This is a genomic window from Caballeronia sp. GAWG1-5s-s (assembly GCF_023631445.1).
Taxonomy (GTDB): Bacteria; Pseudomonadota; Gammaproteobacteria; order Burkholderiales; family Burkholderiaceae; genus Caballeronia.
This window is the reverse complement of record NZ_JALQDC010000029.1, coordinates 235,869-253,507: the sequence shown is the minus strand read 5'-3', so window position 1 is coordinate 253,507 and position 17,639 is coordinate 235,869. Positions and strand designations below refer to the sequence as shown.

The following is a 17,639-nucleotide window of genomic DNA, read 5'->3' as shown; positions in this document are numbered from 1 at the left end:
AAGCGTTGGCGTGCGACGCGGCCTCTGGCGCAAGATGGCGGCACTCGTAGCCGCTTCGTTGACGTTCGCCTGCGCGCGCGCGGATGACTCGACGTCCCCGCCTTCCATCGCATTGTTCTATGGCGCGCCGGTGCCGGTCGGGCAGCTCGCTTCGTTCGATCACGTCGTCGTCGAACCGGACAGCGGCTTCGATCCCGCCGCGCACGCGCCGGCTTCCGGCTCGTCGAAGTGGCTCGCCTATGTGAGCGTCGGCGAAGTGACGCCCTCGCGCGCGTACTTCAAGGACATGCCGCCGGCGTGGCTCAAGGGCAGCAATGCGGCGTGGGCGTCGCGCGTCATCGACCAGACCGCGCCCGGATGGCCGCAGTTCTTCGTTCAGCACGTCATCGCGCCGTTGTGGGACAAGGGCTATCGCGGCTTCTTTCTGGACACGCTGGACTCGTACCAGATTATCGCCACGACCGACGCCGAGCGTTCCCGCCAGCAAACAGGACTCGTCGCCGTCATTCGCACGCTGAAGGCGCGTTATCCCGAGGCGCGGCTCATCTTCAACCGCGGCTTCGAACTGATGCCCGACGTGCACGATCTGGCCTATGCAGTCGCGTTCGAATCGCTGTATCGCGGGTGGGATCAGGCAAGGAAGCGTTACGTCGCGGTCCCCGAAGCGGAACGCGACTGGCTGCTGGCTCAAGCCCGGACGCTGCGCGAGCGATACGGCCTGCCGGTGCTGTCGATCGACTACTGCCCGCCCGCGGACCGCGCCTGCACCAACGGCGCGATCCGCAACATCACCGCGCAAGGCATCGTTCCGTATGTCACCGACAGCGCTTTGTTGACCGTTGGTGCCGGCCCGGCACGCGCGCCTTCGGTCACGAGCGAGGTCGCCGCGCCGTTGTCCGCCGCGCCGCTTTCCACCGCGCTGTCCGCATCCGATATCGCCGCCCGGCGCGACGTCCCGCGCACGATCCTCGTCGTGCAGAACGTGCAGCCCGGCGCGAGCCTCAACGTGACCGCCGGCGTGCGTTACGTGTCGATGCCGCTCAACTGGCTCGGCTACCGCGTCGAGTTCGCGGATATCGCGAAGCCGCTGCCCGAGGGCGACTTGTCGAGCCGGTACGCCGGCATCGTCATGTGGCTGGACTCGCCCGCGCCGGATCGCACGGCGTTTCACGACTGGCTCGAAACGCAGGTCGATCATCACGTGCCCGTCGCGATGCTGACGACATTCGGCATCGACATTCAGGGCGACCTCGCGCAAAAGCTCGATCTCGTGCCCGTCGCGGGCCGGCCGGGCAATCGTTTGCGCGTCGAGTCGATGGACGCGTCGATGATGGGCTTCGAGATGAAGCCGCAGCCCGATCCGCACGACACGACCAACGTGCGCGCCGGCCCGCGCAGCCATTCGCTGCTCAGGCTCGCATCGGCGGATGCGGGCAACGACTTCGCGATCGACGCCGCCGCGATCACGCCGTGGGGCGGCTACGCGATGCGCCCGTTCGCCGTGTTCGACATGCCGATGGCGAACGAAGCGCGCTGGGTGCTGCAACCGATACGCTTCTTTCGCGCGGCGCTGCGCCTGCCCGACGACATGCCCGCGCCCGATCCCACGACGGAGAACGGCCGGCGTCTTCTGATGACGCATATCGACGGCGACGGCCTCGCCTCGCGCGCCGAATTCGACGTGAACGGCGGCCCGATGAAGGTCTCGACATCCGCCCCGCCGCAGTATTCCGGCGATGCGCTCTACAAGGTCATCCGTCAGTTCGGCCTGCCAACGACCGTGTCCGTCATCGAAGGCGAGATCTCCGACGACGGCCCGTATCCAAAGGATGCGCCGCGCCTGCGCGCGATCGCGCGGGACATCTTCGCGCTGCCGAACGTCGAGATGGCGAGCCACACGTACACGCATCCGTTGCAGTGGATGCGCGTGACCGGCCTCGGCAAGTCCGGCGGCGACACCGACACGGCCGAGGGCGGCAGCCGCGCGAACTACAACGGCCTGTCCATCGACATTCCCGGCTACCGCTACGACACCGATCGCGAGATCGGCGGGTCGATCCGCTATATCGACCGGCTCGCGCCCGCCGGCAAGCGCGTGAAAGTGCTGCTGTGGAGCGGCGACTGTCAGGTGCCCGCCCCGGTCATCGAGGCAGCGGACAACGCGGGCGTCTACAACATAAACGGCGGGGACACGCTCATCACGAAACGCTATCCGAGCTGGGCCGCCATTGCGCCGCTCGGCGTGGACAAGAACGGCTTCTTCCAGGTGTTCGCGCCGAATCAGAACGAGGAGGCGTACACCGCGCTCTGGCAAGGTCCGTACTACGGTTACGAACGCGTGCTGGAAACCTTCGACATGACCGAGCGCCCTATCCGCTTCAAGCCGGTCGATGTCTATTACCACATGTTCTCGGGCACCAAGTACGCGTCGGTGAAGGCGTTGTCGGACGTGTATCGCACGCTGTCGGCGCAACCGCTGATGCCTGTCTACGTCTCCGAATACGCGCAAAAGGTGCTCGACTTCGAGCGCATGAACATTTCGCGCGATGGCGACTTCTGGCGCATTCACGGCAGCGGCGCGCTGCGCACCGTGCGGCTGCCCGAGGGACGCGCGCCCGATCTCGCGAGTGCCGAGGGCGTGGCGGGCTATCTGCCGGGACCGGGCGGCGTGTATGTGCATCTGACGGGTGCCGACGCCCGCTTTCGCGTGATCGATGCCGCGCGCGCCGCGAAGATGCCGTATCTCGCGGAAGCCAACGGCGTGATCGATCACTTCGCGCGCACGCCGCGAGGCTTCTCGTTCGATCTCGCGTCGCACGCCGCGCCGCGCTTCGCCATCGGCGGCGAGGCGCGCGCGAACGCCTGTATCGTGAAGGCGGATGGCCGCCCGCTCGCGCCCGGCATGTCTCAGGGGCGGCGCGTGTATTCCCCGTCCGGCCCTGCTCACGCAACGAATTCCGTTCATGTCGATGTCGTCTGCGCAACCTGACCGCCAGCGGCTTTTCTCGCCGTTCGTCGTCGCGGCTTTCGGGCTGCTGGTCGGGCTCATGCTCGTGCTCGCGTTTCCTCGCGAGCGGCTCGAAGAGCGGCTGCTGGAAGGCCGCCAGGTCGATACGCTGACCGTCGCGTATCTCGAAGCGTGGCTGCGCATCGAGCCGGACAACGCCGAAGTGCTGACCGAGCTGACGCAGGAGTATCTGAAAGCGCAGCGCATCGCGGACGCGCAGAAGATGCTGCGCCGCCTGTCCGTTTCGTCCGATCCGCAGGCGCAGTCGAGCGCGTTGCGCACGCGCATCAACCTCGCCGAGACGCAGGCGTATGCGCTGAAGCCGGGCGATCCGGCCCGCGCGACGCGGCTTGCCGAACTCGATGCCCTGCTCGCCGAGGCGCTCGACAAGCCGTGGGATGCGGCGCAGATGCAAACCTTCGCGAAGAAGGCGCGCGCGTTGAACGACAGCGCGCTCGCCGGGCAGTACTACGAGCGGCTCGCGCGGATGGAGCCGGCGCAGGCGCCGCGCTGGCTCGCAGAGGGCGCGCGACTGAAGCTCGCCGCGAGCGACTACGCCGGTGCCGCCGATGCGTTCTTCGCGGCGCAGGCTCACGCCGCGACGCGCGAGGACGAGCGACGCCTCTTCCTGTCGGCGTTGCAGGCGTTGCAGTCGGCCAACCGTCCCGCCGATGCGTTGGCCGCCGCCGACGCGCATCTCGGTTCGCTCGCGCGCGACCGGGAGACGCTGCGCTATCTGACGCGGCTCGCGCTCTCGGCGGGCCGGCCGGATATCGCGGACCGCTACGCGCGACGCCTGCTCGACATGTCGTCGCGCGAGCGTCGCGACGGCGGGCCGAGGCTCGCGGGGTGGCGTCGGGGGCGCGAAGCGGGGCTGTCGCGCGAGGGGGTGAGCAGCGCGGCGAGCGCGGAGAATGCGGTGTACGCGTCGAAGGCTTCGCCCGTTGTAGTCCCGGCGGGCGCCGTGAGCATGGCGAGCGTGGTGAACGCGAGGACTGTCGGGAGCGCGGCCAGTGCCGCGAGCGCAGTTAGCGCTACGAGGGTAGCGAACGCGAACAGCAAAGAAGACGCAGCGATTGAGGGGAGCGCTGCGCCCGCGGCAATCCCAGCGGGCGTGGCAAGCGCGGCGAACGCGGGGACTGTCGAGAACGCGGCGATCGCGGGGAGTGCCGCGAGCGCAGGGAGCGCTCGGAGCGTAGTGAACGCGAAGAGCATAGAGAATGCAGTGATCGCGTCTAACGCTGCGCGCACGGTAAATCCGGCGGGCGCGGTAAGCATGGCGAGCGTGGTGAAGGCGGGAACGGCGGGCAACGCCGCGAACGCTGCGACCGTGGTGAAGGCGGCGAGCGCGGCGAGCGCGGAAAGCGCAGTGCGCGCAAGCTACGTGGTGAGCGCAGCGCCTGCGATAAGCGCAGCAAGAAACACGACGAACGCAACAAAGCCTAAGACCGCTGCATCGCAAGCGCCGTTTCTGTGCACACGCGCCTGCATGACCGGCCGCGCCCACGCGATGCCCGCCGTCCTCCGCGCCCGCGACGCCTTCTCGATCCTCCGCATAGCAAATCAGGAACCGTCCGCGCCCATCGAAGCGTCGGACTACGAACTCGGCTTCAAAGTGTTCCTGGCCAACGGCGATCTCGCGAGCGCGCAGCGCGTCGCGCAGGACGCGGTGAAGCGCGACCCCGCATCGACCGAATGGCGCGAGCGGCTCGCGCAGGTCGCCGAGTGGAACCACGCGCCCGATGTCGCGCTCGCCAACTATCTCGCGCTCGCCCGCACGCGCAACGACGAGCGCGACTGGAAGCAGGTCGAGCGCCTCGCGCCCGCGCTCGGCGACAACGACGCGATGCTCGCCGCCGCCATCCACGAAGCGGACCGCGCGCCGGGCGACATGAAACAGCTCGACCGCGTGGTGAGCGCGTACGAAGCGCAGGCCGATCCCGACGCCGCCCTGCGCTTCCTGCAAGCCCGCGCGAACGGCGCCTATCGTCGGCCGGTACTGGAACGCTACGCCCGGCTCGCCGAACGCAAGGGCGACGACGACCTCGCCATCGCGACCTACGAGCGCCTGATGCGCGAGTTCGGACCCGATCCGGCATACGCGCTGAAACTGAGCCTGATGTACTACACGCGCACGCAGTTCGACCGCTCCCTCGCCGTGCTCGATTCCGCAAAGCGCGACGCTCCCGCATCGGATGCCGACTTCTGGCGCTTCTATGCGATGCTCGCGACGGTGGATCAGCAGGAAGGCAAGGCGCGCGAAGGCTACGGCAAGCTCGTGCAGGCGGGCGTCGCGACGCCCGACGATCTCTCCGCGATGGTGTCGCTGTACGACAATCAGCCGCTCGAAGCGGGACGCATCGCGGAGTTCGCGTATCGCAAGACGGGCAACGAGCGCCTGCTGGAACTCGCCGTCTACGACTATCTGCGGGCGCGCGCGACGGGTCGCATCCGCGCGTTGCTCGCCTCGCTCGATCCGGCCTCGCTCGCCGCGGCCGAGCGCTCGCCGCGCTTCTTGCTCGCTCGCGCGCAATACCTGCGTCGCGCGGGCGATCCCGACGGCGCGCTCGCCGACACGCGCGCGGCCGCCGCGCTTGCTCCGGGCGACGACGAGGCCCGCGCCGCGCTCATCTGGGCGCTCAACGAACGCGGCAGCAACGCGGAACTGCGCGCGACGCTCGCCCGCCACGCCCGCGACGCCGAGCGCGACAGCACGCTCTGGGCGCCGTACGCGGCGTCGTATCTGCGTCTGGGCGACGCACGCGGCGCGCTCTCCATGATGCACAAGGAAGCCGCCTTGCGCCGCGACGACCCGCTGTGGGCGCTCGGCTATGCGGACGCGCTGGAATTGAACGGCCGCATCGACGATGCCTGGCGCGTGCGCAACGCCGTGTGGAAAAAGCAGATGGCGCAGCGCGCGGAAGGCAAACAGCCGGTGACGCTCGACGACGAGCAGCGCGAAGACCTGCGCGCGCGCATGGTCGGCCTCACGGACCAGTTCGCGGGCGGCGACGCGTCGCGGCAAGTGCTGATCGAACTGCTGCGCGCCGATGGCGGCGATCATGCGGACGAAGAACCTGCGCAACCGCCGTTCGCCTCCACCGGCGACGCGATGCAAAGCGTCGCGCATCGCGACGACAAGCGGCGGCGCGTGTACTCAGCGGTGGCGCGCGAGGCCGCGCTCGGCTGGCTGCAATCGCACGACGCCTACGACGCCGAAAGCCTCTGGCTGCTGCGCCAGTACATCGACAGCGCGACGCGTCCCGTGTATGCGGAGGTGACCATCGCGCTGGCCGAGCACGACCGCGCGACGCTCAATCGCCTGCTCGATACCGAAGCCGACTGGATTCCGCGCCAGAATCGCCTCGACGCCGAAGCGACGACCGGACGTTTTGGCGACGTGCAGACGCATGCGTACGAGCAGCAGTTCGCGCTGCCCGACGACGAAATCGTCAATCAGATTCTGCGCGAGCAGTTGCTGCGCAACGCGCAGGCCATCGCGCCGCGCTTTCGCGTGGTGGAGCAAGGCGGGCTGTCGTATACGGAGGCGGGCATCGGCGCGGGCTTGCGGCTTTCGCCGACGCAATCGCTCGCGCTCGATTACGCCGAGCGCAATCAGCACGGCGACGCGTCTTTGCCGAACGTGCCGCGCCACGACCGCCAGTTGTCGCTCGCGTGGCGGCATCTCGGACTCGACGACACCGAGCGCGTGAGAGTCGGCCGGCGCAACGCGCTCGACGACTTCACCACCTTCCGCCTCGACGGCACGCTTTTTGAGCAGCAGAACCTGAGCTTCAACTACGCGCTCGGCTTCAATCAGATGGCGACCGAAACGAGCCAGCTGATCGTCGGCGGCGTGAAGCATCTGGCGAGCGTGGGCGTGAATTATCGGCCGGACCCGCATGTGTTCGCGGGCGGGCGCGTGGAATATGCGCGTTTCTACGGACAGGACAAGTCGTTCCTCGGCACCGGCGCCGTCGCGGACTTCAACGCGGGCTACAAGCTGCGCGTCGATTATCCGGACTACACCGTTCGCGCCGTGCTCACGCACGGGCAGTACAGCGCGTCGGGCAATCCGGGCGGACAACTCGCGCGTCTGTTGCCCGCGGGCGCGCCGCTCATCGCGCAGCAGTTCATGCCGCAGACCTTCACGCAGGAAGGCCTGCTGTTTTCGTTCGGCGACGATCTGGAAGAAGGCTACACGCGGGCGTGGCGGCCGTTCTTCGCCGCCGGGCCGATTCACGATTCGAATCAGGGCTGGACGGCGCAGGTGCGCGTGGGACTGGCGGGCAGCGTCTTCGGCAACGATCAGGCGACGATGTATTACGAGCACGCCGGCGTCACGTCCGGCCGCACGCAGGCTTTCACGGAGTACGGCGTGCGCTATCGCTGGCTGTATTAGCCGCGGTCGCGTCACGGGCATCGAAAACGAGGCAAGCGGAGCACACATGAAAACGACACGACAATTCGAACGATGGGCGGGCCTGTTGAGCAGCGTGTGGGTCGCGCTCGCGTTGAACGCCTGCGCGGTGGTGGATCGCAGCGACAACGCAAGCGCCGCGCTCGACAAGAACGCAAGCTGGACCGTGCTGCCGATCACCAATCGCACGGAAACGCCGCAGGCGGGACTGCGCGCGTCGGCCATCGCGCAGAGTCTGCTGACGTCGGGCGGCGTGGCGCTCACGCGCTATCCGGATAGCGGCGACGAGGAGACGCTCTTCGATACCGCGAAGCCCGGCATCGACACGAAAGCGCTCGCGTGGGCGCGCTCGCAGAACGTGCGCTATGCGTTGACCGGCACGGTGACGGAATGGCGCTACAAGGTCGGCGTGGATGGCGAGCCCGCCGTGGGCCTGACCTTCGAGGTCGTCGATGTCGCGAGCGGCAAGGTCGTCTGGAGCGCGGCGGGCAGCCGCACCGGCTGGAGCCGCGACGCGCTCTCGGGCGTGGCGCAAAAGCTCGAGAAAGAGCTGCTCGGCGCGTTGACGAAGTAACGCCATGGGTACCGTCGACGGCAAACCGCAGGCATCGGCCAAGCCGGGCGGCGCGGCGCGCCCGCGACGGCAACGCGCGGCGCAAAGCGGGCAGTCGGTCTCGCGCGACATGCCGTGGGCGCGCGTCATCGCGCCTTCGGGTATTTCCGGCAGGCGGGCGGCGTTCATCGCGATGGAAGTCGCCGTCGCGACCGTCGTCATGGCCGGCGTCTGCTGGTTCATCGATCCCGCCGATCCGCTGCTGTTGCGCACGGGCTTCGGCTGGGTGTGGCTCCTGCCGGTCGTCTTCGCTCTGCGCTACGGCACGCTCGCCGGCATGGCGAGCGCGCTCATGCTGCTGCTCGCGTGGTATGTGTCGGACGCAGCCGGCCCGCCGCACCCGCACGCTGTCTTTCCCGGCAGCTTCTTCTTCGGCGGATTCGTGCTGACGCTTCTATGCGGCCAGTTCGGCGATATCTGGATCGGCCGACAGCGGCAGGCGCGCATCGCCAACGACTATCTCGCCGAGCGTCTCTCCATTCTCACGAAGAACCAGTTCCTGCTGCGCCTGTCGCATGAACGGCTCGAACAGGACGTGCTCGCGCGCCCCGCCACGCTGCGCGATTCGCTCGCCCGCCTGCGCACGCTCGCGCTCAACGACGAGGACGACGGCCCGCTCATCGGCGCGGCGCGCTTTCTGAAGACGGCCGCGCAGGCGTGTCAGCTGGAAACCGCGAGCCTCTTCGTCTGGAACGGCAACACGGTGCAGACGACGCCGGTCGCGAGCGTCGGCGAGCCGTTCGCGCTCGATCTCGCCGATCCGCTCGTCGCCGAGGCGCGCGAAACGCTCGCGCTCACGCATCCGGAATCCAGCTCGGCCTCGGGTGTGGCGGGCGCGGAAGCGAGCACGCGATACCGCGCCGTCGCGCCGCTCCTCGATGCAGGCGGCCGGCACGTCGCGCTGCTCGTCGTCGAGCGCATGCCGTTTCTCGCGATGACCCGCGACAACCTTCAGTTCCTGCTCGTGCTCGGCGGCTATTACGCGGATAGCGTGCGCCACGCCGAGATCAGCCGTTCGGTGTTGCAGGCGTTTCCCCGCTGTCCGTACGACTTCGCGCTGGATTACGCGCGCCTCGTGCGTCTGTTGCGCGATACGGGCGTGGAGTCGTCGCTCGTCGCGCTCGTCTTCGATGCCAGCGAGTTCGGCGTCTCGCTGCACGAACACGTGCTGCGGCTGCGGCGCTCGCTGGATGCGCAATGGCCCATCGTCACGCCGACACAGCGCGTCGTGCTCACGCTGATGCCGCTCTCCGGCGAAAGCGCGGTCGCGGGTTATCTGCTGCGCATCGAGGAAAACCTGCGCGCGCAGTTCGGCACGGACTTCGAATCGGCCGGCGTCGCGACGCATTCGATGCGTGTTTCCGCCGATTCGCCGATCGACGCGCTGCATCAGTTCCTGAGGCTGTGTCATGCCGACGCGTGAACGCCCGATCCATCGCGCGACGGCATGGCTCGCGTGGCTCGCGGCGCTACTCGGCGTCGCGGTGCAAATCGGCATGTTCGTGCTCGCCTCGCGCGCCGGGCCGCCGACGCGCGTGCTGCTCGTCTGCCTCGCCGCGCAGGCCGTGGCGGCCACGCTGCTCGCGTTCGCGTGCTGGCGGACGCTGCCCGCGCGCTATCGCTCGAAGGGCGCGTGGTGCTATCTGTGGATGTTCGTGTTCGCGGTGCCGGTGGGCGGCGCGCTCGTGTCCGTCGGCGCGATGGTGCTCGCGCTCGCGTTGCCGCGCCGCGTGACGGCAAAAGGCATCGCCTATATCGAAGAACCGGAGTTCGCGACGCATCTGATCCCGCATGTGTCGTACGGACGCGGCGCGCGCCTCAAGGCCGAGTTGCAGAACGCGGAAGCGGCGACGTCCCTGCGCATGACGGCGCTGCTCGCCATGCAGTCGATGCCCGCGCACACCATCAGTCCGCTGTTGCGCGGCATGCTCGCCGATCCGCTCGACGATATTCGCCTGCTCGCCTACGGCATGCTCGACAGCCAGGAGAAGCGCCTCACGCAGCGCATCCTCGCCCAACGCCCTCGCCTGTCTGAACCGCTCACGCCGCGCGAGCGTTACGAAGTGAACAAGACGCTCGCCGAGCTATACGGCGAACTGATCTACGCGCATCTCGTGCAGGGCGACGTGTATCGCAACGCGGCGGAACAAGCCGATGCCTACGCCGCCGCCGCGCTCGATATCGAACCGGCTGACGCGGCGCTGTGGCGCATGCGCGGACGGCTCGCGCTCGATCGCGGCGACCTCGACGCCGCGGACATGCTGCTCGAACGCGCGATTCAACACGGCTTCGCGCGCGACCGCATGCTGCCTTATCTGGCCGAAGCCGCGTATCTGCGCGGCGACTTCGCCCGCGTCAAGACGCTTCTCGGACAGATGAGCCCGTCCGCGGTCCTGCCCGTCATGAAGCCCGTACTCGATTACTGGCGCGGCTCGCTCGCCACGCTGCGCAAAGGCGCCTCATGAACGCAAACATCGCCGATATTCCGCACACATCGTGGCCCGCGTTGACGACGACGCTGCCGAAAGCGCCGCGTGCCGACGTCGTGCTGCTGCTCGAAGGCACGTTCCCGTATGTGAGCGGCGGCGTGTCGAGCTGGGTGAATCAGATGATCCGCGCGTTCCCGGACCTGAGCTTCGCGCTGTGCTTTCTCGGCAGCCGTCCGCAGGACTATCCGAAGGCTTCGTATGCGCTGCCGGAGAACGTCGTGCATCAGGAGAATCACTTTCTCTACGACTTCGCCGCGAACCCCGAAGTGGCGAAGCGCCGCGGCGATCGGGCGGCCTTCGCGCAATCGGCGGATCTGCACGAAGCCATGCGCAATCCGGCGATGCGCGCCGCGGCCGGCTCCATGCTGCGCGACATGCTGAAAGACCTGGCGCCGGACGGCCGTCTCTCCGAGAGCGAATTCCTCTACTCGCGCGAGGCGTGGAACTACGTGACGGAGCAGTATCGCGAGCGATGCACCGACCCTTCGTTCGTCGATTATTTCTGGACCGTGCGCGTGATGCACAAGCCGCTCTGGCTGCTCGCGCGCATCGCGGACGGTCTGCCGGATGCGGGCGTCTATCACACGGTGTCCACCGGCTATGCGGGCTTTCTCGGCGCGCTCGCGCACTATCGCACGGGCCGGCCGCTGCTCGTGTCGGAGCACGGCATCTATACGAAGGAACGCAAGATCGACCTGTTTCAGAGCCAGTGGATACGCGACAACCGCAGCATCTTCGAGCGCGACGTGTCGCAAGTCGGCTACTTCCGCGATCTGTGGGTGCGCTTCTTCGAAACGCTCGGGCGCGTGTGCTACGACGCGGCCCACGACATCATCGCGCTCTATGAAGGCAATCGCCAGCGGCAAGTGGCCGACGGCGCGCCCGCGCAAAGGACGGCGAGCATTCCGAACGGCGTCAACCTGCCGCGACTCGCGCCGCTGCGCGAAAAGCGCGCGCCGGGCGTGCCGAAGACGCTGTGCCTGATCGGGCGCGTGGTGCCGATCAAGGACATCAAAACCTTCATTCGGGCGATGCTGACCGTCGTGCGCAAGGAACCGCTCGCGGAGGCGTGGATCGCCGGTCCGGAGGACGAGGATGTCGAATACGCGAAGGAATGCCGCAGTCTGGTCGACAGTCTCGGGCTCGAAGGCAAGGTGAAGTTTCTCGGCTTCCAGAAGATCGAAGAACTGCTGCCGAAATGCGGCGTGCTGGTGCTCAGTTCCATCTCCGAGGCGCTGCCGCTCGTGGTGCTCGAAGGCTTCGCGGCGGGCGTGCCTTCCGTGACGACGGACGTCGGCTCCTGCCGACAACTGATCTACGGTCTGCCCGGCGAAGACGCCGCGCTCGGCGCAGCGGGCCGCGTCGTGCAGATCGCCGATCCGCGCGCGCTCGCCGACGCCGCGCTCGATCTGCTCGACGAGAACAACTGGCGCGCGGCGCAGGCGGCGGGCATCGCGCGAGTGGAACGCTTCTATACGCAGGAGCGGATGGTGGGCGCGTATCGCGTGCTGTACGAGCGGCTCATCGCCGACGAAACGCGCGACAAACAATAGAGGATACCTAAACTTCATGGCGGGAATCGGCTTCGAACTGCGCAAGATGCTTCGGCGCGACACGCTCGTCGGGCTGATGCAGGCGTATGCCTACGCGGGCCTCATCAGCGCGGGACCGTGGATTCTGTCGATCATCGGCATGCTGCTGATCGGCATTCTGAGCCTGCCGTTCGTGCTGCCGACCGGACTAATCACGCAGTTTCAGGTGTCGGTGACGTACCTCATTTCGCTGTCGCTCGTGCTCACCGGGCCGCTGCAACTCGGCTTCACGCGCTTCACCTCCGACCGCCTCTTCGAAAAACGCGCCGACATGGTGCTGCCGAACTATCACGGCGCGGCGCTCGTTTCGACCGTCGCCGCGACGCTGCTCGGCGGCATCGCAGTCGTCTTCCTGTTTCGCGATCAGTCAGCGGCGTACCGTCTGCTGATGCTCGCCGGCTTCGTCGTGATGAGCAACATCTGGCTCGCGACCATCTTTCTCTCCGGCATGAAGCAGTACATGTCGATCCTGTGGGTCTTTTTCATCGGCTATACGCTGACGGCGGGCGCGGCGATCACGCTGAACGTGTTCGGCCTGACGGGGCTGCTCGGCGGGTTCGTGTTCGGGCAGACGGTGCTGCTCGCGGGCTTGCTCACGCTCATTTATCGCGATTACACGAGCGACCGCTTCATCGCGTATGACTTCTTCTCGCGGCGTTACCGCTATCCGACGCTGATGGCGACGGGCTTTCTCTACAACCTCGGCATCTGGGTCGACAAGTACATGTTCTGGTACGCGCCGGGCACGGGGCAGACGGTGATCGGACCGCTGCGCGCGTCGATCATCTACGACATTCCCGTGTTCCTCGCCTACCTCGCGATCATTCCCGGCATGGCCGTGTTTCTGATGCGCATCGAGACGGACTTCGTCGAGTACTACGACGCGTTCTACGGCGCGGTGCGCGAAGGCGCATCGCTGCAACACATCGAGCGCATGCGCAACGCAATGGTCGAGGCGCTGCGCAATGGGCTCTACGAGATCGTCAAGGTGCAGGCGACGGCCGCCCTGCTGCTTTTTGCGATCAGCGCGACGCTGCTCAGCTGGCTGCGCATTTCGACGCTCTACTCGCCGCTGCTTTATGTCGATGTGATCGCCGCGAGCCTGCAGGTGCTCTTCATGGGCGTCATCAACGTGTTCTTCTATCTGGACAAGCGGCGCGTGGTGCTGGCGCTCGTCGCATTGTTCGTCGCGTCGAACGTGGTGCTGACGGGACTGACGCTCATGGCGAATCCCGGCTGGTACGGCTTCGGATTCGCGGGATCGCTGCTCGTCGTGGTGCTCGCGAGTCTCGTCTGGCTGGATCGAAAGCTCGATTCGCTCGAATACGAGACCTTCATGATTCAGTGAGCGCGGCTAGCGCGAGTCGAGGCGCGCGTTGATCCGCCCGGAGCGAAAAGCGTCCACCACGAAATCGACGAACACGCGCGTTTTCGGCGGCAAGAGCTTCTTGCTCGGATAGTACAGACTGATCGCGCCGAGCTCGGCGAACCAGCCCGGCAACAGACGCATGAGGCTGCCTTGCTGGAGCCAGCGCGCGGCGTGCGGCATCGGAATCAGCGCGATGCCGAGTCCTTGCATGGCGGCGGCGGCCATCGCTTCGGGGTCGTCGAAGATCAGGCGCGTGCGATGCCGGACGAGACACTGTTCGCCCACGGCGTTGCGCAGCTTCCATGCGAAGACGCGGCCCGACGACACCGAACGGCGCGCGATGCCGTCGAACGCTTCGAGTTCGGACGGATGCGCGGGCATCGGCTTGTCCGCCATGTACGCGGGCGACGCCACCACGATCACATGCGCCGGCGCGAGTTCGCGCGCCACGACGCCTTCGTTCAGTTCGATGCCGCCGCCGATCGCGGCGTCGTAGCCCTCGCCGATGAGATCGACAGGCCGGTTGTCGAAATGCACGTCCGGGACGATGGCCGGGTAACGGTCCAGAAATTCCCCGAGGATCGGCACCAGATACTCGCGCCCGAAACCGACGCCGACGCTCACTTTCAGCGTGCCGGACGGCGCGCCGTTTTGCTCCGCCGCGTGCGAGACGGCGTCGCGCAGCGCGTCGAACGGCGCGCGCACTTCCTGATAGAAGCTCTCGCCGCTGTCGGTCAGCGTCAGGCTGCGCGTGCTTCGATGAAAGAGCCGCAGCCCGAGTTGCTGCTCCAGCCGCGCGACGTTCTTGCTGACGCCGGCCGGCGTCATGCCGAGCCTGCGGGCCGCCGCCGAGAAACTGCCGGTCTGCGCCGTGACGACGAACGACTCCAAAAAGTTGAACGATTCCACGGCGCCCTCGCCTGATACTGCCGGTTGAAACTGCTTGCCCTCATTATGCGCTACCGGGCGATGAATCCGACGGCCATACTGGCTTCACTTTCACTCAACCAGCAGGAGCAGATCATGGCAAACAGTCTCAGCGGCAAGATTGCTTTCGTCACGGGCGGCGCGCGCGGCATCGGCGCGGCGGTCGTCAGCCGGCTCGCGGCCGAAGGCGCGGCAGTCGCGTTCACGTATCGCGGATCGACGGCGCAGGCATCGGCGCTCGCCGCGAAGATCGAAGAAACCGGTGGCCGCGTGCTCGCGATCCAGTCCGACGCCGCCGACGCCGACGCGCTGACTCTCGCGATCGATCAGGCCGCGCGCCACTTCGGCAAGATCGACGTTCTGGTCAACAACGCAGGCGTGCTGTATCTCGGCCCGGTCGATGCGTTCTCGCTCGACGACTTCGACAAGACCGTGGCCGTGAACGTGCGCGCCGTGTTCGTCGCGACGAAAGCGGTGCTGCCGTACATGCCGGCTGGCGGACGAATCGTGAACATCGGCAGCACGAACGCGGATCGCATGCCGTTCCCGGGCGGCGCGGCCTACGCGATGAGCAAGGCGGCGCTGCAAGGTCTCGTGAAGGGTCTCGCGCGCGATCTCGGCCCGAAAGGCATCACCGTGAACAACGTGCAGCCCGGTCCGGTCGACACCGACATGAACCCGGAGCAAGGCGAGTTCGGCTCCGCGCTGCACGCGCTGATGGCCGTGCAACGGCACGCCAGGGCCGATGAAATCGCCGCGATGGTGGCGTACGTCGCGGGGCCGGAAGCGTCGTTCGTGACGGGCGCGAGCCTGATGATCGATGGAGGCTTCAGCGCGTGACATGCAGCTTCGCCGGCAGCGTTACGTACGGGCTCCGTAGCGAATTGTCGGCGTTGCGTCGGCGTTGCGTCGGGCGGACGGAATCTTCGCGTAAGCCTCGCGCGAAGCGGTGGTTGGACGGAAGAAGGTGGCAGCTTACGGGCACGCGCCGTGCGTGGCGGCATGGCGCTTCTCGCCCGTTCCGTTCAACTACAAAGAGGCTCGTTCATGAAACCGATTCGCCCGCGCTACCGCTCGCGCCTGGCCACGGCGCTTTTCGAGTGGCTCAATCCGATTCCATATGGTCTCTTCGTCGGCACGCTGATCTTCGACATCATCTATGCGATCAACGCCGTCATCTTCTGGGCGAAGGGCGCGGCGTGGCTCGTCACCGTGGGCCTGCTCTTCGCGATTATTCCGCGGTTCATCAATCTCGGTCACGTCTGGTTCGGCGGGCGAGGCACGGTCACGAGCCTGGAACGCACCGACTTCTGGCTCAATCTGCTCGGCATCATCGCGGCGGTGGTGAACGCATTCGTTCACTCGCGCGACGCCTACGCGATGGTCCCGCTCAGCGTCATCCTCTCGGTCGTCACGGTCGTCCTGCTGAGCGCCGGACAAGTGATGCTCGCCTTCGACAAGTTCAACCGCTTCAACCTGCCGGAGGCCGTCCGTGAATAACATCATGCGCACAAGCCTCGTTTCGATGGCCGTTGCGGCCTGCCTCGCCGGATGCGACGAACACGCGTCCTACGAATCGCAGCAGCAGGCCGGCGCGAATCCGCCGCTGCCGAACGCGCGCAACTTCCTCGCCCCGCCGATGCAGGTGCCGAAGCACGTCGGCTGGAAAAGCGGCGAGACACCCAAGGTTGCGGACGGGCTGAAGATAGAAGGCATCGCGTCGGGACTGGAGCATCCGCGTCAGGTGTACGCGCTGCCGAACGGCGACATCCTCGTGGCGGAATCCAGCAGTCCTGACGAAGAGCCGGTCACGACGCCGAAGCAGCTCATCGCGGGCATGGTGCAGACGCGCTCGGGCAAGGAAGCGAAAGGCGGCAACCGCATCACGCTGCTGCGCAAGCCCGCGAACGGCAGCGGCGAATGGGAGAAGCACGTCTTCATCGACCATCTGCATTCGCCGTTCGGCATGCAACTGGTCGGCAATACGCTCTTCGTCGCCGATACCGACGCGATTCTCGCGTTCCCGTATCAGACCGGCGCGACGCATATCGACGGCACGGGCGTCGAGCTTACCGATCTGCCGAGCACCATCAACCATCACTGGACGAAGGCGCTGCTTGCGAGCCCCGATGGCAAGAAGCTCTACGTGGGCGTCGGCTCGAACAGCAATGTCGGCGAGAACGGACTGGAAGTGGAATACCGCCGCGCGGCCGTGCTGGAAGTCGACATTGCGACGGGCGGCAGCCGCGTGTTCGCCTCCGGCATCCGCAATCCGACCTCGCTGCAATGGGAGCCGAAGACGGGCAAGCTGTGGGCGGTAGCGAACGAACGCGACGAGATCGGCGCCGATCTCGTTCCTGACTATCTGACTTCGGTGAAGGAGCACGCTTTCTACGGCTGGCCGTATAGCTACTATGGACAGCACGTGGACGAGCGCGTGCATCAGCAAAGACCCGATCTCGTCCAGAAAGCCATCAAGCCGGATTACGCCATCGGGTCGCACGTCGCGCCGCTCGGGCTGCTGTTCTATACCGGCGGCAATCTCCCCGAGCAGTATCGCGGCGGCGCGTTCATCGGCGAGCACGGCAGCTGGGACCGTTCGCCGCTCGCGGGCTATGCGGTCGCGTACGTCGCGTTCCAGGACGGCCAGCCGGTCGGCGCGCCGAAGCCCGTCGTCACCGGATTCGTGTCGGCCGACGAGAAGCAGTTGCGCGGCGCGCCGGTCGGACTGGCACAGGACAAGGACGGCGCGCTCCTGATCGCCGACGACGCCGGGAACGCCGTCTGGCGCGTGACCAAGGCAGGCGGCTAGCGCGTCTTTCGTGCGGAAGCGAACACGGCGGGCCTTCGTTTCGAGGGCCCGCTGTGTTTTGCGGTCGTTACCGCCCGTTATCGTTCGTTATTGCGTCAGGTTCTGTTCGGGTACGCGATATCGCGATCACGCGACACCGCGCCCGGATGACCTCGCTCGCAACGAGCGGCCATGCGGTGTTGAAGCCAGTCGCGCGCGAGCACGATGCGCAAGGTGCTCATTGCGACCAGCCAGATGAAGCCCGATGCGAGCGCATCGAACAGGCGTATCAGCGTCGTCCTTTTCATTCACGATCCCCGAGAAACGTGCGGTCTTTCGCATCTTTGCCGGCGTGCTTCGTTTTTGTATGGCATGTGATCGCGCGGCTGTGCGTTTGTGCTGACGAGTCTAGCCCGGTTGTGGTGTTCGCC

The 17,639-nt window shown here is 66.9% G+C and carries 12 protein-coding genes; 10 read left to right on the top strand and 2 right to left on the bottom strand.

All coding sequences use genetic code 11. The features are described 5' to 3' along the window. The first annotated feature begins 34 nt into the window (after window positions 1–34). From NCR34_RS22165 to pelG, 7 genes are read left to right on the top strand one after another with little or no spacing between them, the layout of a single operon-like run. Window positions 35–2,989, top strand: a complete 2,955-nt coding sequence (locus NCR34_RS22165; protein WP_248324687.1) for a bifunctional glycoside hydrolase/polysaccharide deacetylase family protein — start codon at window positions 35–37, stop codon at window positions 2,987–2,989. Beyond that, the gene (locus NCR34_RS22160; RefSeq protein WP_248324686.1) at window positions 2,964–7,409 is read left to right on the top strand and encodes a tetratricopeptide repeat protein; all 4,446 of its coding nucleotides are present in this window, start codon (window positions 2,964–2,966) and stop codon (window positions 7,407–7,409) included. Before NCR34_RS22165 ends, NCR34_RS22160 begins: the two co-directional genes overlap by 26 nt. Before the next feature lie 46 nt (window positions 7,410–7,455). Then, window positions 7,456–8,001: a penicillin-binding protein activator LpoB gene (locus NCR34_RS22155; protein WP_250501059.1), complete on the top strand. Its 546-nt coding sequence runs from the start codon at window positions 7,456–7,458 to the stop codon at window positions 7,999–8,001. Window positions 8,002–8,005: 4 nt separating this feature from the next. Then, window positions 8,006–9,463, top strand: a complete 1,458-nt coding sequence (locus tag NCR34_RS22150) for a PelD GGDEF domain-containing protein (protein ID WP_248324684.1) — start codon at window positions 8,006–8,008, stop codon at window positions 9,461–9,463. Then, a complete protein-coding gene (locus NCR34_RS22145; protein ID WP_248324683.1) occupies window positions 9,450–10,505 on the top strand; it encodes a tetratricopeptide repeat protein in 1,056 nt (351 codons plus the stop codon). The genes NCR34_RS22150 and NCR34_RS22145 overlap by 14 nt, the downstream gene beginning before the upstream one ends. Further along, on the top strand, window positions 10,502–12,082 hold the full coding sequence (gene pelF, locus NCR34_RS22140) for a GT4 family glycosyltransferase PelF (protein WP_248324682.1): 1,581 nt from the start codon (window positions 10,502–10,504) through the stop codon (window positions 12,080–12,082). The genes NCR34_RS22145 and pelF overlap by 4 nt, the downstream gene beginning before the upstream one ends. 16 nt (window positions 12,083–12,098) lie before the next feature. Then, window positions 12,099–13,469, top strand: a complete 1,371-nt coding sequence (gene pelG / locus NCR34_RS22135; RefSeq protein ID WP_206470830.1) for an exopolysaccharide Pel transporter PelG — start codon at window positions 12,099–12,101, stop codon at window positions 13,467–13,469. 6 nt (window positions 13,470–13,475) lie between these two features. Here pelG and NCR34_RS22130 read toward each other — a convergent pair whose 3' ends face one another. Further along, window positions 13,476–14,399, bottom strand: a complete 924-nt coding sequence (locus tag NCR34_RS22130) for a LysR family transcriptional regulator (protein WP_206470829.1) — start codon at window positions 14,397–14,399, stop codon at window positions 13,476–13,478. A 114-nt stretch (window positions 14,400–14,513) separates the two neighbouring features. Between NCR34_RS22130 and NCR34_RS22125 the strand changes: the two genes are divergently transcribed. The 3 genes from NCR34_RS22125 (at window position 14,514) to NCR34_RS22115 (ending at window position 17,229) form a co-directional block, all read left to right on the top strand. Continuing rightward, window positions 14,514–15,257 carry an SDR family oxidoreductase gene (locus NCR34_RS22125; protein WP_248324681.1) on the top strand — a complete coding sequence of 248 codons (744 nt, stop codon included), beginning with the start codon at window positions 14,514–14,516 and terminating at the stop codon, window positions 15,255–15,257. Between the two features lie 207 nt (window positions 15,258–15,464). Further along, window positions 15,465–15,917, top strand: a complete 453-nt coding sequence (locus NCR34_RS22120) for a DUF2231 domain-containing protein (protein WP_175945446.1) — start codon at window positions 15,465–15,467, stop codon at window positions 15,915–15,917. Window positions 15,918–15,942: 25 nt separating this feature from the next. Beyond that, window positions 15,943–17,229 carry a PQQ-dependent sugar dehydrogenase gene (locus tag NCR34_RS22115; RefSeq protein WP_371747512.1) on the top strand — a complete coding sequence of 429 codons (1,287 nt, stop codon included), beginning with the start codon at window positions 15,943–15,945 and terminating at the stop codon, window positions 17,227–17,229. A 95-nt stretch (window positions 17,230–17,324) separates the two neighbouring features. On the opposite strand, the gene NCR34_RS22110 is transcribed toward NCR34_RS22115, so the two are convergent. Next, entirely contained in the window at window positions 17,325–17,516 is a 192-nt protein-coding gene (locus NCR34_RS22110; RefSeq protein WP_248324680.1) for a hypothetical protein, read from the bottom strand. Window positions 17,517–17,639: the final 123 nt, after the last annotated feature.